This window comes from Ruminococcus sp. YE71, assembly GCF_900119155.1.
Classification (GTDB): domain Bacteria; phylum Bacillota; class Clostridia; order Oscillospirales; family Ruminococcaceae; genus YE71.
On the sequence record NZ_FPIR01000001.1, the window covers coordinates 97,821 to 118,707 of the forward strand.

17 protein-coding genes are annotated in these 20,887 nt (G+C 51.7%); 2 read left to right on the forward strand and 15 right to left on the reverse strand.

What is annotated here, in order from left to right:
* The 7 genes from BT142_RS00395 to BT142_RS00425 all read right to left on the reverse strand — a co-directional run bounded on the left by BT142_RS00395 (position 1) and on the right by BT142_RS00425 (position 7,697).
* Positions 1-708 (reverse strand): glycosyltransferase family 2 protein, encoded by a 708-nt coding sequence (locus BT142_RS00395; protein ID WP_072416226.1) that lies wholly within the window; start codon positions 706-708, stop codon positions 1-3.
* Positions 708-1,103 carry a GtrA family protein gene (locus BT142_RS00400; protein WP_072416227.1) on the reverse strand — a complete coding sequence of 132 codons (396 nt, stop codon included), beginning with the start codon at positions 1,101-1,103 and terminating at the stop codon, positions 708-710. The genes BT142_RS00395 and BT142_RS00400 overlap by 1 nt, the downstream gene beginning before the upstream one ends.
* A complete protein-coding gene (locus BT142_RS00405; protein ID WP_072416228.1) occupies positions 1,100-1,786 on the reverse strand; it encodes an HAD family hydrolase in 687 nt (228 codons plus the stop codon). Before BT142_RS00405 ends, BT142_RS00400 begins: the two co-directional genes overlap by 4 nt.
* The gene (locus BT142_RS00410; RefSeq protein WP_175444869.1) at positions 1,783-3,402 is read right to left on the reverse strand and encodes a uridine kinase; all 1,620 of its coding nucleotides are present in this window, start codon (positions 3,400-3,402) and stop codon (positions 1,783-1,785) included. Before BT142_RS00410 ends, BT142_RS00405 begins: the two co-directional genes overlap by 4 nt.
* A gap of 439 nt (positions 3,403-3,841) precedes the next feature.
* Positions 3,842-4,654, reverse strand: a complete 813-nt coding sequence (locus BT142_RS00415; protein WP_072416229.1) for a glycosyltransferase family protein — start codon at positions 4,652-4,654, stop codon at positions 3,842-3,844.
* Positions 4,651-5,412, reverse strand: a complete 762-nt coding sequence (locus BT142_RS00420; protein ID WP_242940019.1) for an NTP transferase domain-containing protein — start codon at positions 5,410-5,412, stop codon at positions 4,651-4,653. The genes BT142_RS00415 and BT142_RS00420 overlap by 4 nt, the downstream gene beginning before the upstream one ends.
* Before the next feature lie 77 nt (positions 5,413-5,489).
* Complete coding sequence (locus BT142_RS00425) at positions 5,490-7,697, reverse strand: hypothetical protein (protein WP_072416231.1); 2,208 nt, start codon at positions 7,695-7,697, stop codon at positions 5,490-5,492.
* Positions 7,698-7,976: 279 nt separating this feature from the next.
* Here BT142_RS00425 and BT142_RS00430 point away from each other — a divergent pair, with 279 nt between their 5' ends.
* The gene (locus tag BT142_RS00430) at positions 7,977-8,894 is read left to right on the forward strand and encodes a hypothetical protein (RefSeq protein WP_139275787.1); all 918 of its coding nucleotides are present in this window, start codon (positions 7,977-7,979) and stop codon (positions 8,892-8,894) included.
* A 385-nt stretch (positions 8,895-9,279) separates the two neighbouring features.
* On the opposite strand, the gene BT142_RS00435 is transcribed toward BT142_RS00430, so the two are convergent.
* The 6 genes from BT142_RS00435 to nudC all read right to left on the reverse strand — a co-directional run bounded on the left by BT142_RS00435 (position 9,280) and on the right by nudC (position 15,136).
* The gene (locus tag BT142_RS00435; protein ID WP_072416233.1) at positions 9,280-9,951 is read right to left on the reverse strand and encodes an ABC transporter ATP-binding protein; all 672 of its coding nucleotides are present in this window, start codon (positions 9,949-9,951) and stop codon (positions 9,280-9,282) included.
* 14 nt (positions 9,952-9,965) lie between these two features.
* Entirely contained in the window at positions 9,966-12,413 is a 2,448-nt protein-coding gene (locus tag BT142_RS00440; protein ID WP_072416234.1) for an ABC transporter permease, read from the reverse strand.
* 1 nt (position 12,414) lies between these two features.
* Positions 12,415-12,969, reverse strand: coding sequence for a M13-type metalloendopeptidase (locus BT142_RS00445; RefSeq protein WP_072416235.1), 555 nt, complete (start codon positions 12,967-12,969; stop codon positions 12,415-12,417).
* A gap of 18 nt (positions 12,970-12,987) precedes the next feature.
* Positions 12,988-13,596: a gluzincin family metallopeptidase gene (locus BT142_RS00450; protein WP_072416236.1), complete on the reverse strand. Its 609-nt coding sequence runs from the start codon at positions 13,594-13,596 to the stop codon at positions 12,988-12,990.
* Between the two features lie 34 nt (positions 13,597-13,630).
* A complete protein-coding gene (locus tag BT142_RS18605) occupies positions 13,631-14,209 on the reverse strand; it encodes a hypothetical protein (RefSeq protein ID WP_072416237.1) in 579 nt (192 codons plus the stop codon).
* A gap of 117 nt (positions 14,210-14,326) precedes the next feature.
* Complete coding sequence (gene nudC / locus BT142_RS00460) at positions 14,327-15,136, reverse strand: NAD(+) diphosphatase (RefSeq protein WP_072416238.1); 810 nt, start codon at positions 15,134-15,136, stop codon at positions 14,327-14,329.
* A 245-nt stretch (positions 15,137-15,381) separates the two neighbouring features.
* Between nudC and metE the strand changes: the two genes are divergently transcribed.
* Positions 15,382-17,655 carry a 5-methyltetrahydropteroyltriglutamate--homocysteine S-methyltransferase gene (metE, locus tag BT142_RS00465; protein ID WP_072416239.1) on the forward strand — a complete coding sequence of 758 codons (2,274 nt, stop codon included), beginning with the start codon at positions 15,382-15,384 and terminating at the stop codon, positions 17,653-17,655.
* 76 nt (positions 17,656-17,731) lie between these two features.
* Here metE and BT142_RS00470 read toward each other — a convergent pair whose 3' ends face one another.
* Both BT142_RS00470 and BT142_RS00475 read right to left on the reverse strand, forming a co-directional pair.
* The gene (locus tag BT142_RS00470; protein ID WP_072416240.1) at positions 17,732-20,155 is read right to left on the reverse strand and encodes an ABC transporter permease; all 2,424 of its coding nucleotides are present in this window, start codon (positions 20,153-20,155) and stop codon (positions 17,732-17,734) included.
* Between the two features lie 4 nt (positions 20,156-20,159).
* On the reverse strand, positions 20,160-20,879 hold the full coding sequence (locus BT142_RS00475; RefSeq protein WP_072416241.1) for an ABC transporter ATP-binding protein: 720 nt from the start codon (positions 20,877-20,879) through the stop codon (positions 20,160-20,162).
* Positions 20,880-20,887 lie beyond the last annotated feature (8 nt).

Below are 20,887 nucleotides of genomic sequence, written 5' to 3' on the forward strand. Positions count from 1 at the left end.
TTATTTCACGCCTTTCTTTGTCAGCCTGATACTGTAATCGATCGTTCTCTTGATGAATTTGATCTTTGCCGAAGCATTTATGTTCCACTTCGACTCACCGTGAATGCGTTCGGGGAAACGAACGGGGAATTTTATCATCCGAAGCCGCTTCTTCCTTGCCATGTAATAGGCGTAAAGATCCAGCGAAAAATCATAAGGCGGCTCCGCCCACTGTTCAAAGAAGCTCCTGCTGAACATATTTGGCTGTGCATTTATATCCTCAAGCCATTCGTTGGTGAGGAGCATTTCAAGAACGCTCATACCGAAAGTGAAAAATACATCAGCAGCAGGTCTTCCCTTACGGTTGCCTTTAACGTAGATATTCTTGTCATACCCGTTTTTGGCGATAATAGCTGCTGCCCTGATAACATCTGCGGGGTCTGTTTGCAGATCGGCGTGAGTCCAGCCAAGAAAATCGCCTTTTGCCGCATTAAGTCCGCTCAGTATCCCGTAGCCGTAACCCTTATTGACAGGAACGGTGACCTTGACCGCAAACGGGTATCCGACCAGAAGTTCGTCGATCAGCTTGCCGCTTCCGTCGGTCGAGCCGTTATCCACTATAACCAGCTCGATATTTCTGCGGGTCCCGATACAGTCTGAAAAACGTTCGAGCAGCAGTGGTATATTTTCCTTTTCATTATAACAGGGAACAACGATAGAAAAAAGCATTATTCAGTATCTCCCTTCTTAGTAAACACAAAGAATTTCTGTCCGATAAAATTTATGACCGTGCTTGTACCTGTAGCTGCCAGAAATGCAAGGATGCTTATATCTGTCAGCCACAGAACGAGATGATTTATCATGGTATTAATAAAAGCAGACACTGCATACAGCAGTATGTATTTCACGATCTCAAGCGAATGAAAGTGCTTGCTTTCAAAAGTCCAGAGCTTGTTTATCACAAAGCCCACCGCTGCACCCAGAACATATGACACCGCCTTAGATATATCAGCGGACAGCCCCAGATACATCAGAAGATGATAGCTCAGAAAATCAACTAAGACTGCCGAGCCACCGCCGACCAGGAACCGAAGCAGTTCCTTTAGCCTGATCTTGTTTTTCACTCTATCATCTCCCTGAAGATCGCTTCAAGCTCATAAAAATCTGCTGCGTGCAGCGTGTCGCCGCCGCTGCCCCCGAACATGATCGTTTTCATGCCTAAAGCAGCTGCGCCGACGATGTCCTTTTTATGATCGTCGCCTATCATGACCACCTGTTCGGGCTCCACTCCGAGCTTGCCGAGCAGCAGCTGAAAGGAGCGGGGTGCAGGCTTTTCTATGCCGCTTTCCTCACTGGTGACGACCGCATCGGCAATATCCGAAATTCCGAGCCTGACAAGTTTGCGCATCTGAATATGTGCTGTCAGATCTGTACAAAAACCAATGCGGATACCTGCGCTTTTCAACATTGAAAAGACCTCAGCCACATTTTCATAAAGCTGCATTTCACCTAAAAATGTATCCCAGTACGCATTGTAAAGAGCCAGAACGTTCTCGGCACTGAAGCAGCCTCCGATCTCGCACAGCCGCTGGGCATACAGCATCCTGTTGTGGCAGGCAGCTGTATTCGCAGTGTTTTCCTTGACATATTTTTTTGCGTCGGAAAGCATCTTATCAAACTGATCTTTCGTACATTTCCGTCCCGTAAGATTCATAAATACCCGATGCATTTGCAGCACAGCCGCATTGTCACAGGGATGATACGCATAAAGTGTATCGTCAATATCAAAAAAAGCTGCTTTTATCATGATCCTTCCCTCAACTTTGAATAGATCGCCTGTATAAGTATAAGCTTCTGGATACCGTCAGAGGGGCTTTCGGCAAAGAACTCCTCACTGATAATATCATAACCGCGCTCAAAGATCTGACTAAAAAGCTTTCCGAAATCAGCGGACCGAAGTCCTTTGTTCAATGACGGGCGGTATTCGATTATACGGTAGCGGAAATCCTTTGAATAATCATAGGAAAAAGCCGCACCCGCACCGTTAAGGACCTCGATAAACCTGTCAAGATCTATCTGAGTGTTTATTATCATCCTCATACCGACGGAACCGGTTTCTTCATCATCGAGAAAATAATGAAAGATAATATCGGCAAATTCTTTCTGCGGATAGATATATCTTTCAGCATCCTTATAGCGCGATTGTATCTGCGACAATATATCCTCACGGGTATAGCCGCGTGAGTCGGTATCCCTGTTCATTTTCCAGAAGATGCGCAGTTCCTCGTCAGCCTCGGTATATATCTTCAGATCCACTATATTTCTCAGCTGCGACAAATAGAAGATATGCAGTCCGCATATCGAGATAAAGCGGCAGGGGCGGAAAGTTTTCAGTCTGGTGAAATGTCCCGTATCGTGGTCGTAGTCAACCCGCTTGACCGCCTCTCCGTTTTTCAGGCGTTTTATATCCATTGCCTGACGGTACAAGTAGTTTGCCTGCGGATCAAGGTGTGTATAGTTCTGCCAGTTGCTGTCACCGCGCTCCCATTTGTGGTCGCCGTCGCCCTCTATCTGAAGAAGGCTGTTACTGCTGAACATACTGCTTATATGCTTCAGAAGCGTGCTTTTTCCCGTTCCGCTGTCGCCGCAGATGCCTATCACAAAGGAAGCATCATGGAAATGATAAAAACTGTTTCCCGCAACGCAGAATTTGTGCATCAGGAAGCCCATGTACAGCACAGTTGCGCTCAGCATCGTAAAAGATATATTTATGAGCTGGGAGCTTTCTGATTTGATAAACGAGCAGTCTGTTGTAAAGAAATAGAAATCTACTGCGCCGTTGGCGGTATGGTGGAAAAAGATGAAATATACCAGATAAAGTGCCTGGAGCATGAAGTAGCAAAGGTAGGAGTGCTGATATCCGTTGGAACGTATCACAAAATCCGCAATAAACAGTATCACCCACATATACCATCCCGGCATCGGAATACATAATACAAGAAAGATAGAAAAGGTCAGTCCGCCGAGTCCCAGAAGCAGGTCGCTGTTGATGAAGTTCATATTCATCGCATAAAGGTATATCAGCAGGACAGCAGCTATCGATGCATAGAATTTCAGCTCGCCATATGACAGATACAGTGAAAAAACTGTTGATTGAGCGGCATTGAACACGACTCCGTTTACAAATCCGTCGCAGTAAAACGGCAGGATACCCAGTGCGGTCATCGCGATAACAAGCAAAGTAAAGAACAGAGCCGTGTACTTTCCGCGGTGCTTGCTGAGATAAAGAACTATCAGCGGCAGGATAGCCGCAATATGGAACTTACATAACAGCGAAAGCGACAGAAACAGTGCAGACAGATAAAAATTCCTACTCGAATTGCTGTTTGTCATATATATCAGCGAAAGGAACAGAAAGGTCATCGGAACTATATCCAGCTGACTGTGTATATATGTTGCATATAATATCAGCGGAGACAAAAAATAGAGCACCGTTACTTTCAGCTTGCTGTCCGGAAAGCTTTTGCAAAAATATGCAAAAACTATGCAGTCCATAACAAACAAAGGAAGCTTGAAAATTATATTATGCAAAAAAAGCGGCAGATCGGGCAGAAGCAGGCATAGTCCCTCGCTGACAGACATTATTACGAGCATCACGGGAGGATATGGGAAATTTATCTCCTTACCCTGTGAATAATAAAGATCATATGGATTTTTAAAATGATTTTCCAGAAATGTCCGTACAAACGGTTCAAACATCTGATTCTGGTAATCCGATGAAAAAATACCCATAACTATCAGCTTCAGCAGCAGTGCGGCAGCGGCAGCTATGTATATGATCTTTTTTTCATATTGAAGTATGTCACTCAGCTTCAGGCAAAAATGCGCTGCTGTGCGTGAATCCCCGCCAGTAAGCGAGTGTCCTTTCGTAGCCTTCATAATCAGCAGGAGTCCCCCATCCAATATAGCGGTCAAGTTCAAATACTCTTGTGTCGAGCCCACCTTCGATACACCAGCCAATGACCTTGTCAACGTAAAACTCATTGTTTATGCGGTCATTTGCGGCGATCATCTTTTCGGCAAATCTGACGAAATCACTTCCGCGCTTAAACCAGAACGACGCGGCTATCGCATGATCGTTTACAGGATCGTCAGAAATGGGCTGCTTTACCGATACTCCCACGGCAATATCCGAATCGCCGTCAGTGCGGACCCAGCCGTATGCCTTAGGATTCTCAAGAACAGCTTCATTATGACGATAGGTGAACACAAGCACCTCGGCCTGTGATGAAGCAGCGATGAACTTTTCGCGGTCGATCATCATGCCGTTATCACAGCCTGCGATAAAAAGCGGCTGATCGTTGTCGATAAGATCCCTGGCAAGCAGGCAGGTACACGCCTGACCCTCTGTAAGATGATCCACGCCGATGATCTGCGATCTCGGGTAATACTGCCGGATAATAGGCTGGATATCCTTTTTATAATCTGTACGGATAACAAATATCTGTCTGTCATCACCTGTACCGCATTCTTCAACATCGTGCATCGCACAGACTACCATCGGATATTTTTTCCCATCGCGGCGTTCTGTCGTAGGTATCAGCGGTTTAAGCTGCGGATAACCCGCATCGGCGAAACGCTTGCCCGCGCCTGCCATTGGCATCAAAATGTTCATTTATCATATCTCCTTGTCAGCTCAGACCAAAATAAATATTCCTGCATATCCTCAGGTGTGCCCCATTGACAAAAATACCTGACATTTATCGGGCACCAGACTTTAAGTCCGTCCTCTACCATGAAATTATACGGCAGGCTTGCATAATGCTCACCGTTGATCTCTGTGCCTTCTCTGACCTGTCTTTCAAAATAAGTCTTTAACAGTGCGCCATTCTTGAAATAGTAAACACCGGGGGAATGTCTCGCCCTGGTCTTATCCTTCTCAAAGGAATATTTTTCGCGTATCTCGATCAGGTTTTCTTCATCATCCACACGGCAGGAAGCGTACAGATTCTTCTGCGGAAGCAGATTCGGGTGAAAGCCGCTGTAGCAGGGAACAGCTCCCTCACAGCCGCGCTCCAGAGCCTTTCTGACAAAATCCGAGTGATCCCACTCCTGATAAAAATCGCAGTAATTAACGATGCACGGTTCGTCATCCTTTATTTCGTCTGCCGCCCGCAAAACATCATACACAGGGCCTTTTTTTATCCAGTCATCTATGGCGAATATCCTGCCCTTCGGAGCTATCCTGCGGAGTGTCGGTCCGAGCTTGCTGATCGTTTCAAGATGTTCTTTTCTGCATACAAACAGAAAATCGTCCTCTCCCTTATACATACCTCTAACTATCCATTCGATTATCGGTATGCCATGAACAGGAATAAGAGGCTTCAGGTCGGGATAGCCTGCTGCAACAAATCGTGAGCCGTATCCTGTCATTGGAATAATTATCTGCACTTCACTCACGTCCTTTCAAAATCATCGTTCTTATTATTTTTCTGCCTGACAAAACGGGATTAATTTTTCTTGTTCCTTTCGGGAACAAGCATTATGCAAAGGGCAACAAATAATACTGTAATAACGCCCTCAAATACAAAGCCTATCATGCATAAGCTATCCTTATACGTCAAATATACAGTTCCGCTTTTTCCCTGCGGGATGCTGATAACGGTGTTTCCGAAATCATTTCCCGTGACCTCAAGAGGCTGGCTCTCGTCATCAAGATAAGCAGTGAGACCTTTATTATACGCAAAAGAAAGCGTATAATCCCTGCCCTCCTCTGCTGCAAAGCTCAGGGTGTCCATTCTGATGCAGGACAGCTCTGCTGCATTTTCTCCGTCTGTACAGAGACTGTCAACTCCGTCAAGCACGATCGCATCGAAATAATCGTTAACGGATATCACTTCGGCAACGCTTATCCCATCGACCCCTCCGAGCGCCTCGACGACATCGGAAGTGGCATAATCCGTTAGATCTTCAGTGACCTCGAAAGCCTTCTGGATAATCAGATATTTTACAGCGTTGTTTTTCAGCGACTCTGCAAACTCTTCCTGATTATGTCTTGTTCCGCTGAGCAGATAAGCCATATCTCCGGCATTTATCATTCTGGTAGCATAAGCATCCTTATTATACAGCATATCGATCTGTTCAAGATGTTCGGGATCGGCTGCGATCTCATAGGCAGACAACGAATACGCTCCGATGGAAGTCGCAAAATTTCTGATAAAGCCGCTGTGAGAAAGGTATGTCTCGGGTGTAATCGAACTGTACTGCATATAAGTAGCGTAGCGGTAAAGACCTGTATCCCAGTTTATTTTGTCAATGAACTGCTGTCCATATTCTTTTTCCTCGGTGTAAGCAATACTTCCTTCACTGGTAAAATAATCCTTGACCACAATGTTTGCAAAAAACACATTTACCGCACCGATAGCAATAAATACACAGCACACGAGTCTGGCACGGCGAAGGAATTTTTCATTTATAAGCGGTACGGACGCAACGGTCAGTATTGCGAAGACAGGACCCACGATCAGGATCACCTTAAAGAGAAATCTAAAGCCCTTTATCACAGGCATAACGGACAAAATATGCGCAACGATATCGCCGTTTGCAAAAGAGGTGAAGAACAACAGACTGACTGCCAGTTCAGCGACCAGCTGTTTTTTCGGATCGGCGCAGATACTGTGATATGCTTTCTTCACTCTCGAAATGAACTCGGCATTCGATTTTTTCACCGAGCCGCGGCTTTTGTCCTTGCCCTGATCCGAGGGTCTGTTTTTATCGTACCAAATTACCGCACTTATCAGCACGGAAAGCCAGAAGGCTGAAAAGCCGCCGTTAAACAGCCAGGTCTGATCTTCTCTGCCGTGAATATCGCCTTCAAACGGCAGATTGATTCCAAAATAGCTCAGGATACCTGTAGGAAGAAAAGAACCTATGACCATTTCTAATACAGGTGACGCTCCGCTAAGAAATTCATCATTGTAAAAGGAGCCTGATACTCTCAGCATCATAATCAGAAACGGTGCCGAGAGAACTCCCGCAACAATGATATTTGAAAAAAAGACGCCGATCTGCCGACGGTTTTTAAATACGATCATCAGCAAGCTGATGATGCCATAGAGCATATAGTGGTAGCAGGTAAACTGCACATTTCCGCAGAGCAGTTCAAAAGCCAGCACTATCCCGCAGCCGAAATATTCCGTTCGTTTCCCTTTCGTTTTCAAAAGTACATATATCAGAAGCGGAATGAACAGGTAATTATTGAAGCTGTAATACCAGTAGCTCACACCGAAGCACACCGTCATTACCGAATATGCGGCGGTAAACATGGTACATTCGCCGACATTGCGTCCCAGCAGCTGACACAGCTTGAAAAAGACCATATTTCCGAAGCTGTACATAATAAAGCTATAGAACGTAAGCGTAGACAGACTGAGCGGTGTAAAATGCGTGACTGCATACGAAACAAGCATGAGCGGATTCATGATGCTGTAGTAGCCGGGGTCAGCCACTTTGAATCCCTTCAATTGAAAAAAATCATAGACAGGCATCTTACCTGTCCTGAAGAGATCGCCGTAGGCTCTGTCGATCACATAGATCCATTGTGTTCGGTTATCATCTATCAGGAAAGCTTCCGCGTCGAAGGCTGAAAAGATCCATATCAGCAAGAACGATGCTGCAAATACTCCGATCGGCAGAAGTTTGTTTTTTAGTTCTTTCATAATAACTCTCCCAAAAACAGCGCTTTTTAAACAAAAAATGAAAAATATCACACGTATTAATTATATCATTTTTTTGTATAGAAGTCAAGCACTTTGAACGGTCTGCTCACTTTGTTCTCACAAACAGCAGCCTATTGCAGGAACGAATTTTTCTGCTCACACACTTGTAAAACATTGACCCGAAGTTCATAATGTGTTATAATGATATCATATCTGCGGCGCGGTGCTGTCATAGTGTAACCACAGCCCAAACTCGTCGTATCGGAAAGGACAGATCATATGAGTTTGTTTTCAAAATCCATAGACTTAGGAGAAATATTTAACAGGTACGGCTGCGGACGGGATGCGTATGTGAATATGCAGATAGGAGCTGACAGGCGGCTGTATTTTCTGTTCAACGAAAAGATACCTCAGCGGATAAACGGTATGTTCGTGCCGACAAAGTCGGACAGCAGGTTCTGCGTCATCACGCTGGACATCGACTGGGACAGTGAGACCGTTGTCGGGGAGCATTTCTGCGATCTCGGCACGCAGGAGATGAACTATCACTTTGTCCAGCCCGCAGGCGACGGACTGCTGCTCGTTGCTTCGAGGTGTTATTTCAGGAACGGCGCAGGCGAGAACAATGCGGCAGTGTTCGGTGAGCGCGGGAACATCATCAGGCAGTATTGTCTGGGCGACGGCATAAGCGACGTCATCGTGCTTTCGGACGGCAGGATCATCACAAGCTATTTTGACGAAGGCGTTTTCGGCAACTACGGCTGGGTCGAGCCGCTCGGTGCGAGCGGACTTGTCGTGTGGGGCAGGGACGGCAGCGTCGAATGGGAAGCGGACAGCAACATCTGCGACTGCTATGCCGTGAACATCGACGATGCGGAGAAGCTCTGGTATTACTACTACACGGATTTCGAGCTTATCTGCACCGACCTGAAAAGTGAGAAGGTATATCAGCCCGATATAGACGGTTCGTGTATGTTCATCCTGCCGTCCGACGGGCAGAGCGTTATTTTTGACAAAGGCTATCGGATGCACGGGCTGTTTGCGAGAGAGCGGATTATCGGCGGAAGTCTTTCGGAGCCCGAAGACATTCGGCTCGACTTTGCAGGCGAAGAGATCTCGCCGTGGAGGTACACGTCAAGAGGGCCGCTTGCGGCGTTTATGGATGATGAATTCAGGCTGTTCGTCAAGAGATTTTGAGGGAACAGATACAGCTGCGGAGCGCGGTATAGAAGGCTCTTAACGTTTGATCTGACAGAGTCAGGTTTTTGGGATAGGATCATTATTAAGATAAATCGTAACTTGCAGGGGCAGTGACCCCTGCACCAATGCCCTCGCACATAAGTTTGTAAGAGACTAAAGTTTGTGCGGCTCGGGGCTGTCATGAGATAAAATAGCGTCTATCTGCACTTTTGATGCCCCCGAGCTACACAAACTTTAGTTTTTGTCAAATGAGAATGCGAGGGCATTGAGCCGTCCGCCCGAGGACAAATTCTGTTATCTTGGCAGCGAATAAACGTTCTGCCCCTGAGCGACTTTCAACGCTCGGGGGCAGAACTTCTTTATGGCTATCCGCGTTTGTGTGTTATTTTATCTGTCCGTTTGCCAGTCTTATCGTGCGCGTACCGTATGCGGCACACTCCTCCGAATGCGTAACTTGCAGGATCGTGATGTTCTTCTCTTTATTTATCCTCGAAAACAGATCCATTATCTCCGAACCCGACACCGAATCGAGATTTCCCGTGGCTTCGTCCGCAAGTATCAGCTGCGGCGACGCTATCACCGCCCTCGCTATCGCCGTCCTCTGCTGCTGACCGCCCGAAAGCTCGTTCGGCATCGACTTGCGCTTGTCCGAAAGCCCCGTTATCTCAAGTATCTCGTCAAGGTCTTTTTTCAGCTCGGCACGGCTCCTGCCCTTCGACAGCTCGGGCAGAAGGATGTTGTCCTCGACGCTCAGATTCTGCACAAGATTGTAGAACTGAAAGATGAAGCCTATGGTCTCAAGCCGCAGCTTTGAAAGCTCGCGCTCTTTCAGCTTGGTGATGTCCTTGCTGCAAACTTTTATGCTGCCCTCGAAATCTCTGTCGAGTCCGCCGATGAGGTACAGAAGAGTTGACTTGCCGCTGCCCGAAGCGCCCATCAGCGATACGAATTCGCCCTGCTTTACTTCGAGGGATACGTTGTCAAGGACTTTCGCGGCGGCGCCGCCCTTGCCGAATGTCTTGCTTACGTTCGTTACTTCTATCAGACTGTTCATGGATAATTCCTCCGTTATTCGTATTTGAGCTGAGCCGCTATGTTCATCTTTTTCAGCGCCTTCACAGGGAACGCTGCCGAAAGGGTGAACACCGCCCACATGAGTATCGTAAGTACCGCACAGCCAATGGCGCTGATGTGTACGGGTGTCGAGATCATGAGTCCGTCAAGGACGTTCGTGAAGATACGGTACATAAAGACATGGAGCGGTACGGCGGCTAACAGTGCCGCTCCCGAAGCTATCGCGCTCTCGATGAAGAACATTGCCGACAGCTTTTCGCGGGTGAGGGATGTTGACATCAGCACCGCGCACTCGCGCTTTCTTCCCTCGAAGCCGATAAGGCAGTTGCTGACCACGCCGATGAATGTCACGCCGAGTGCCAGCGCGATTATCGCGTCGATGATGACCATGATGGACGCGCTGTCCTGACGTACCGATTCGCTGTATTCGTCACGGGTCTGCACATCGGTGACCATGTCAGCCGAGTGAGTCTTTATCACCGTTCTGACCTCTTCGGGGTCGGAGCAGCTGATGAAGATGTTCATGGGGGTGTCGCCGTAAATCTCTTTGTAGAGCCCCTCCGAGATGACGACGGTGGTGCCGACGGTGTTCTCGTAGTCGCTGAGGTCTGTACCTCTGACCGTCAGGGTCTTTGTCACGGGCATGAAGCCCTCTGTCCTGAAGGTCATCTCGGCGGTATCGCCTGCGCTCAGACCGAGCTTGCGGGCAAGTCCGCTTCCGAGCATCAGCTCGCCGTCAGAGAGGTCGTCGGGGATGTTCGCAACGCCGCCGAAAAGCTCGTAGCCGCCCTCTTTCCAGCCGTATATCGGTACGAAGTCTGCCGTTTTTCCGTTTATTTCGAGGGTGTCGTTGCAGAAGTAGGAGTATTCCACCTTGCTCACGCCCTCGATGTCGCCGATGTAGGAGAAGTATTCTTTTTCGGCGCTGCCGCTGAGGGTAACGTTCAGGTCGGCGGAGTTTTTCTCGTGAGAGTAGAAGCTGCTGAAGGACGAAGCGAAGCTGTACACGACGATGCAGACCGCAGCCGCCGTGAAGCAGAGCACCGAGCTGCCCACCGTGCTTTTCTTCTCGCGTACCTCCACAGCCGCGAGCCTTGCGACGGGTCTGCCGCTCCTGTCAAATGCCTTCATGAGCAGTCCCGACACGAATCGCAGGAAGTAGGGGAACAGAAGCGCCGCTCCCACTGCCGTGCTGACAAAGCATATCAGACCTGCGAAGAAGTTCTTTGAAAAGAAGGCGGTCACGGCGGCGGTCAGCGCAAGGATGATGCCTGCTGCCGTGGATACCCTGCCGTGCCTGTAGCTTGTGTCCTTGTTGGAGAAGATGATGTCGCGGATGGAAGTCTTTACCGCCGCGAGTATCTCCTTTATCGGGCAGAGGCATTCGAGCAGCACGCAGAAGATGACCACTCCTGCCACCGCGCCGATGCTCATGCTGCCTGCGTTTTCCGCAGAGCCTGTCTGTGAGCGGTAGATAGCGGGTCTCACTGCCGCGTATATCCCGATGCCTATCACCGAGCCCAGCAGTCCGTAGGCGATGTTCTCACCCAGCAGGGCGGTGTAGGTCAGCCTTGACGGGATGCCGAGACTGCGGAAGGTGCCGATGACGGGCATCTTCTCGGTTATCATCCTCTGGGAAGCCGATACCGTCACGAACACAACCAGCAGCAGGCACACCGCGAACAGCAGGGTGAATATGCGGGTGATGTTCTCTATCATCGACCTGGTCTGTTCGTTATCGAACACCGCGCGGACGTTCACAGCGGGGGAATTAGCTTCGAGTGTGCTGACCGCGCTGTCGGTCTTGCTGTCGTCCGCAAGGTCGATGTAGGCGAGCCTTGTGCCGACTGCTCTGCCGCCGTAAAGCTCCGACATGGACTCGCGGCTGATGACTATCGTGTCGCCCGAGCTGAACAGCCCCGACGAGTCGCCGCAGAGCGCACACACAGTGAAGTCCATCGGCTGTTTCTTGTCGCTGTACAATGTTATCGTGTCGCCGACGCTGTAGCCGAACTCCTCAGCGAAGTCCCTGCTGACCGCCGCCTGTCTTGCGCCTATCTCCGTCTCCTTCGGCAGGACGCCCATCTGCTTTGCGCTTTCGATGTCCACGCCGCTGATGCTGCACGTTTTCTGAGTGAGCATATCATAGGTGCCCTCGATGTGCCGCGTGAAAACGGTGGAGCCCGTGCCTATCTTCAGTACGGTGCTTTCGGGGATGCCCTCTGCGAAGCCGTCGTCAAGGTCGTAGGCGGCGCTGACGATGATGTCCGCACTGCCCACAGAACCCGCAGTCTGCGCCTTTATCGAGTTCTCCAGCGAACCCGACATATCGAAGCAGAGCATCGCCGCCAGACTGCATACGCTGACACAGAACAGCAGCAGGAATGTCCGCATCTTGTGGGCGCGCATACTTTCGAGTGTGTGTTTTATTATAAGGCTCATTTTACCACCTGCTTACCCTTTCCTCGGGGGCGCGGTACATACCGTCCCCCTCTTTCACGCCGTACAGCTCATAGAACTTGTCGCAGCTCGACATCAGGGCGTTGACCCTGACCTTATCGGGGCTGTGTTCATCGGTGCTGATAGCTTCTATCGCGGAGCTGTCTGTCATCATCTCGGACATGACCAGCGCGTAATTCTCAAAGCTTTTTTTCAGCTGAACGCTGTCGTCCTTCAGGATGTTCACAAGGCACTCCAGCGAACCCAGGTCCGCGAAATTCTCGCCGCTCGTCTTTACGCCGTCAACGTGGTAGATGTCGAGGACGGTGTAGCCTGAATAATACTTCTGAGTCTTTTCGGCACGCTCTGCAAACGCCTTTCGGTCGGCTTCGCAGAGCCAGTCGGGGTCGTACTCGCCGTTTTCGTTGTAGTCCATGCAGGTCGTGTCGAAGCCGTGACCCATCTCGTGGCCTATCACGCTGCCCAGACCGCCGAGGTTCGTTCCAATATCGGCGTTCGGGTCGAAGAAGGGGGCGTGCATTATCGCCGCCGTGACCATCACGGTATTGTTGGGGTTTTAGCGGGCGTTGACTTCATAGGCTGCCAGACCCGGTCGGGTCATATCGAACGCCGCGCCGATGTTCTTCGCGTTGTCGTCGTAGGCGCGTTCGCGGATGGCGCGGAGCGTTTTCGGGTAGCTTTCCCTGATGAGAGCCGCACGGGAAGGGTCGTTCACGGCGGTGGTATGAGGAAGGATGAACTGCATATTTTCGAGCTTTCTGAGCAGCGCCGCGCGTCCGTCCTCGGTCAGCCAGTCAGCCGAACCGATGAGCTCACGGTAGCTGTCCCTGAGAGTATCGCACATTTCCCTGACGGCGCTGTCGGTCTCGGGGGTGTAGTACTTCTCGGTGTAGAGGTCGCTGAGCTCGTCATAGAACAGCTTCGAGGCTATCTTCATGCAGACGGCGTATTCCTTTTCGTCGCTGCTGCCGTAAGCCGAAAGGCTGTCCGACTCGGTGCTGAGAAAATCTATCTGTGAAGTCACCAGCTCGGCGGTGAGGATGGTCTTCCACTGTGCGAGGTTGTCATCGGTGAGCAGTTCGTTTATCTTTTCGAGCTGTCCCCTGTCTTTGACGTACCAGCCGCCGTATGGGTTCCCGTCCAGCCCGAAGAACAGCTTTATCACGTTCTCGCCGAGGTTTGAGAAGATGCCGTTCAGCTCATCCTCGCTGACGAAGTCGAAGGCCGCGAAGGGGGTTCGCCGCCTTGCCTGCCGAAAAATCGGTGGCGTGGGCTGTCTCCAGTGCGAGCCGCACCGCGTCGGAAGCCCTGCTGTCGGCGATGTCCTTGCCGTCGCCCATCGCCATGAGCATATCCCTGATGTAGTTTTTCATGCTGATGCAGGCGTCGTCGCTGTCGGCGATGTCCTCGTACGCGCTGCCGCACATCCCGCGGCTCTGTTCTATCATCAGCGCGTACTTACCTGCCTTGAAATAGTCCTGTCTCACGAGGGGCACGAAGGGCATCTCCGCGCCGTAGGAACGGTAGAGCTCCTTCCAGAGCGCCATGAGTTCGCGGATGTTTTCCGCGCGGTCTATATCGCCGCACCGAGCGAGTATCTCGGAAAAGACCTGCGCATTACCGTCAAACTCCATCGCCTGATCGTAGACGTTTCTGATGAGGTACTGCGCACTTCCGGCTTCGTACTCCTCGTCGGAAGCGGCGGTATCTCTTATCAGCCCGAACACCTCGGGGACTGTCATAGCGTCAACTTCGTCGAAAGTTCCCCAGCGGCGCATCCTTAACCGTACAATCGCCGAACATTAACCGAAGATTAAAATTTCACGCACGCAAAAAAGCGGAAGTCCCCCGTAAGGACTTCCGCTGTCTGTGCAGATAATGGTAAAGTGTGGTTATCAGATCAGCCCGTCGCGAAAGACTTTCATCATTTCGTTGGTGAGACTGAGGTCGTAGGGCTGTAGGACGATGTCGGGGCGGCAGACCCATTCGGCGTATTTCAGCTCGTTTTCGTCCATGTGTATCTCGCCGCCGTCAGCGTCGCAGAAAAATCCCACCAGGATATCCTGAGCCATGCCCCAGGGCTGAGACTTATAGTAGCGGATGTTTTTCACCCTCACGCCCGTTTCTTCCATGACCTCGCGCTCGACGGTCTGTTCGAGGGTCTCGCCTATCTCGGTGAAGCCTGCCACGAGGGCGTTGTGGGCGTAGCCGCGTCGGTAGCGGGTGATGAGTATCCTGTCGCCGTTGGTGACCCCGACGATGACGGCAGGGTTGATGCGCGGATATATCTTTCCGCCGCAGAGAGGACAGGCGAGGGCACGCTCGGAGCTGTCGGGGACAAGTTCCGCGCCGCATTTTCCGCAGAAGCGGTTGTCGGAGTACCATTTCCACAGGTGGAAGGCGGTGAAGGCGGCGTAGAGCTCCTTGCCGCTGAAATTATCGCGGAGTTCGCGGACGGTGCGGTAGGATGCGCCTTCGGGGGCTTCGGGGGCGGTCATGCGCGAGAGGAAGTAGCGCTGTTCATCGACCGAGAAGAGGTAGATGGCGGAAGGGTCGGCGGCACAGCTTGGGAAAGTGAGTTCCTGACCTGTTCCGCAGGTGAGAAGTCTGCCTTCGGGGTCGAAGTGCAGGATGAAGTCGTCGGGTTCGGGTGTGACGGGTCTGAAACTGTTATCAAGTCTGCTTGGTGAAATATCTTGTATCATATGTTCTCCTTTATATTGATGGATATATAGAAACAGAAACACTTTTCGACCCCATTATACCACAAAAATCAGCAAAAGTAAAGCAGGATCAGCACTTTACGGGCAAACGGCAGTACATTTCCGACCTGTTCCGCGATCCTGACATAGCTTTTAGCTATGACGGCGCATGAAAAATTAGTATTAACACATTTCCGAGAAGTATGTTATAATGATAATACCAACTAAACATACTGGAGGAATAGGAAATGAAAACATCGATCATCGGTTATCCGAGAATAGGCGAGCTTCGTGAGCTCAAATTTGCCAGCGAGCGTTATTTCAAGAATGCGCTCTCTGCCGCAGACTTGCAGACGACCGCTAAAATGATACGTAACTACAACCTTGGATTGCAGAAAAACAGCGGTCTCGACTTTATCCCGTCGGGGGATTTCTCGTTCTACGACGGGGTGCTGGACACGGCTTTCCTGCTGAACGCTGTTCCCGAAAGGTACACCGCCCTCGGACTTTCGGAGCTTGACACATACTTCGCCGCCGCGAGAGGTCATCAGGACGAAAACGGCGACGTTAAGGCTCTCGCCATGAAAAAATGGTTCAATACCAACTATCACTACATCGTCCCCGAGATAGAGGACAGCACCGAGATACGCCTCAGCGGCACAAGACCCTTTGACCTTTTCAGCGAGGCTCTTGACAACGGCGTCAGGACCCGTCCCGTGGTCATCGGCGTGTACACCTTCCTCAAGCTGGCGAGATTCACGGGCAGAAAGACTGCCGCCGATGTGGCAGATGCGGCTGCCGAAGCCTACGCTGCACTGCTCCGCAGGTTCGGGGAGCTGGGCGCGGAGTGGGTGCAGATAGACGAGCCCTCTCTCGTCACCGATATGACCGCCGAGGATACCGCGCTCTTTGTCTCCCTCTACAAGAAGATACTCGCGGCGAAGGGCGGCGTAAAGGTACTGGTACAGACCTATTTCGGCGACGTGCGCGACTGCTACACCGAGCTGTGCGGACTGGACCTTGACGGCATCGGTCTTGACTTCGTCGAGGGCAAGAAGTCGCTCGAACTCGTCCGCGCCCACGGTTTCCCGAAGGACAAGGTACTGTTCGCGGGAGTGGTCAACGGCAAGAACATCTGGAGGAACAACTACGCCGTCACCGTAAACACCGTTCTCGAACTGAAAAAGTATGCGGCGGACATCGTGCTGAACACTTCCTGCTCGCTGCTGCACGTTCCCTGCACCCTCGAAAACGAGAAGAAGCTGCCCGACAGTGTGAAGGAGCATTTCGCCTACGCGAAGGAGAAGCTGACCGAGCTTGCCGAGCTTAAAAAGATACTCGCGTCCGACGACCCCACCTCGACGGAAGCCTACAGCCGCAACGCCGCGCTCCACAGCGGTCAGAGGATAGCCGCGAACAGTGCTGTAAGGGACAAGGTAGCGGCGCTGACCGAGAGCGATTTCGTTCGTCTGCCCGAGTTTGCGGAGCGTGAGAAGATACAGAAGGCGCGTTTCGGGCTGCCGCTTTTCCCGACCACGACGATAGGCTCGTTCCCGCAGACTGCCGACGTAAAGGCGAACCGTTCGGCGTTCCGCAAGAGGGAGCTGAGCGAGAAGGATTACGAGGCTTTCATCGAGAAGAAGATCGCGGAGTGTGTGGCGTTACAGGAAGAGATAGGGCTCGACGTACTTGTACACGGCGAGTTCGAGCGCAACGACATGGTGGAGTATTTCGGCGAGTGTCTTGACGGCTACATCTTCACGGAGAAAGCATGGGTACAGTCTTACGGCACGCGCTGTGTAAAGCCGCCTGTGATCTGGGGAGACATTTCCCGTGCGAAGCCGATGACGGTAAGGTGGTCAAAGTATGCACAGAGTCTGACGGACAAGCCGATGAAGGGAATGCTGACGGGACCTGTCACCATACTGAACTGGTCATTCCCGAGGGAGGACATCACGCTGAAAGAGAGTGCGTTCCAGATAGCGCTTGCTATCAGAGAAGAAGTACTTGATCTTGAAGCGAACGGCATCAGCATCATACAGGTCGACGAAGCAGCGTTAAGGGAGAAGCTGCCGCTGAGGCGTGCGGACTGGAGAGAGGACTATCTGAACTGGGCGATACCTGCGTTCAGGTATGTACACAGCGGAGTGAAGCCCGAGACGCAGATACATACACATATGTGTTACAGCGAGTTTGCGGACATCATCAAGGAGATAGACGACATGGATGCGGACGTCATCACATTTGAAGCATCGCGTTCGGATCTGACGATACTGGATGTACTGAAAGCGAACGATTTCCGCACGGAAGCAGGACCTGGAGTATATGACATACATTCACCGAGAGTACCCTCAAAAGAAGAGATAAAAGCAGCCATAGGGAAGATGACCGACAGGATAGAGATAGAGAAGTTATGGGTCAATCCCGACTGTGGATTAAAGACGAGAGGGAATGAGGAAACGATACCGAGTCTGAAAAATCTTGTAGAAGCAGCAAAAGAGAAGAGAGAAGAATACAGATAATCCAGACAAACTTTTTCTGCCCCGGCCGAACACGGGATGCGGATAAATATAGCCCCGAGGTGTGCTCGGGGCTTTTTTATATCTTATTCAGTTCGCTTAACTTCAGATTTTTTATCGGTCTTAACGCTATCACGTCTATCAATACCGTGAATATTATCGTTATCCCTATGCCCGCGATCCACGCCGTCAGACTTATCCCCCTGTCAAACTGGACAAACGGCTGCTCCATCGAACGCTCTATCCTGTACGCTGTCACCGAACCGAATATGATACCCGCGATCATCCCGATGACCCTCGTCATCGCCGCCTCCCGCAGTACATACCCCCTGACTTCCCGTATCGTGAAACCGTTGATGCGCATTACCGTCAGCTCCGTCTTCTTGTGAAGGATGTCGCTGACCGTCAGGTTCAACAGCACAAACCCCGCCATTACCGCTGACATCAGAATGAATAGTATCACAATGACCGTCACCGCCGATGTCGATGCCTCGAATATCGCTCTGTCTGCGTCCGATGCCTTTGCACTCTCGAAACCGCTCACCTGACTCAGCGCCGAAATCAGCTCGCCCTCGTCCGCACCGTTCAGCTTCACCGCATATTCGTTCGGCAGATACTTCCTGCCCGTCAGCTTCTCGTAATACTCCTCGCTCATTACCATCGGTCTGCCGATGTAGTTGTCGAATATCCCTGCTACTTTGACCGTACACTCTTTCTTTCCGCCGACGGTTATCCCGAACTCGCTCCCCTCGCTGAGACCGTACTCCTCGGCAAGCCGCTTCTGGATGAATACGCCCTCCTCCGTGGGAACTATCGGCTCGCCCGTATCGATGCCGCGCATATGGAACATCTCCCCGAACTCGCCGATGTCGGTGCAGATCAGCTCCGCCGTCTGGATGTTGGTGATGCGGTAGGTCACGAAAGTCGAGTACAGCGCCGTGTGCTCCGCGCCTGCCCTGTCCAGAACTTCCGCGATGCTGTCGGCAGCGCCCGGGCAGGTGTCGGTGTCGAACCTCACCCGAAGGTCGTAGTCAACTATCGTGCCGTACTGCTTTTCGGGCGAACCGTCCACCGCGGATTTCAGGGTGAACCCTATCACCACAAGCGAACAGCACCCCGCCACACAGGCGACCGTCACGATGACACGTCCAAGGTCGCGGCGGATGTTCGTGAGTATCAGCCGCGTGCGGAGAGACAGCAGATGCCTGCTCTTCCCTTTCGGGCACAGATGTTTCTGCGGAACTTTCGCACGCATGAGCTCGGTCGCGGGGAGCTGCATCAGCTTCCTGCACGAGAAAAGCGACGCGGCAGCCGCGAGCATCAGCCCTGCCGTCAGCACCGTCACCGTGGGTCTGACCGCCGTCATCGGTGCGGTGATGTCGAAGGTGTAGTAGCGGTCGTAGGTGTGCAGGATGAACTTCTCCATCCCGAAACGCGCCGTCAGGATGCCTGCGGTCAGCCCGATAAGGGTCGCCGAGACACCGTAGAGCAGGTATTTCGCGGCTATCTCGCCTGCGGTCAGTCCGAGGGCTTTTGCCGTTCCCACGACGGTGCGCTGTTCGTCCACCATCCGCGTTATCGAAGCGTATATCACCAGCGCCCCCACCACGATGAACAGCAGTGCAAAGGTGGATTCCATGCTGAACAGGTTGCCGCTGCCGTATATCAGCTGCACGAAGCAGGCGTTGCCGTGACCGTCGAGGACGAACCAGCGCGGTTCGGTGTCGTAGTCCTCGTCCGCGAAATTCTCGCGGTATATCTCGTCGAGTATCGCCGAGCGTTCTTTGCCGAGGGTCTCAAGCCGTCCGCAGACCTCAGCCACTTCCCTGCCGTACCTTTTCCCGAAACGGTCGGGCGCCGCCTTCCTGTCGATGGTGACCTCGGCTTTCATGCAGCAGTCGTATATCCCGTCGATGTCGAAAGCTTCGGGCAGCACCATGACGTACAGCGTATCGGGGACGTTCAGGTTGGTGTGGTCGGGGTGGCTGACGAACCCCGTGACGGTATAGCCGCTGCTTTTCAGGTACGCGGCAGTACCGCCGTCCGCACCGCAAAGCTCGATATTGTCGCCGATATGCCAGTCCATCTGTTCGGCGAGCCGCTGTTCGACGGCACATTCGAGGCGTTTCCTCGGGAGTCTGCCGTCTGTGACCTGCGGACGGTTTATCCGTTCGGTGAGCGAGATGACGTCGGCGTCCTGTCTGACCTGACCCGACGAGACCTTCGCCTTTGTCTGCCACACCTGTTCCACGTCGCTGACGCCGTCGGTCTGCCAGACAGCGTCGATATCCTCTTCGGTGAGGGCAAGGGTGGAGACTATCTCGATATCGCGGTAGTTTGCGTCGTTATACATCCGCGAGCAGTTTCTTCTGAGGGCGCAGCCTGCATAATCGATACCGAGGAAAGCCGCCGCCCCGAGGAAAGCGATAACTATGACCGACAGGTAAGAAACGCGGTGTCTGCGGATATTTCTGATAGCGTCTTTGAGCTGAGTAGGTCTCATAGCGTCACCAGACCAGTTCTTCCGCGCGGAGCGGATGCGGATTATCGCTGACGGAGTCTATCCTGCCGTCTCTGAGTCTGACGACACGGTCAGCCATTCGGGCTATCTCAGCGTTATGGGTCACCATCATAACGGTAGTGCCCTGACCCCTGACTATCTCCTCAAAAGTGCGGAGGACTTCGATAGCGGTGTTATGGTCGAGGGCGGCGGTAGGTTCATCAGCGAGGATCAGTTTCGGACGTTTGACTATCGCCCTTGCGATAGAGACTCTCTGCTGCTGACCGCCCGAGAGCTGACCCGGGTAATGATCGGCGCGGTCAGTGAGCCGCACCTTTTCAATAGCCTCGTGAGCGTCCATAGGGTCATCGGCAAGTTCAGCGATAAACTGAACATTTTCGAGAGCGGTAAGGTTCGGCATAAGGTTATAGTCCTGAAACACGAAGCCGACAGAGCGGCGGCGGTAAGCGGTAAGTTCCTTTTCGGGGGGGTGAGAGAAGTCCTTATCCTCAAAGAATAGTTTACCATCGGTAAGCTGATCCATGCCGCCGATGATATTCATGAGAGTAGTTTTACCGCAGCCCGACTCACCGAGCACGACGACGAATTCATCGGGAAATATTTCGAGGTCAATATTTTTAAGCACTCTGATGACGCCGTCACCCGAAGGAAAATCCTTAGAAGCGTCAACAAGTTTTGCGAGAGGTCGAATATTATCGTGTATCATTCCAAAAT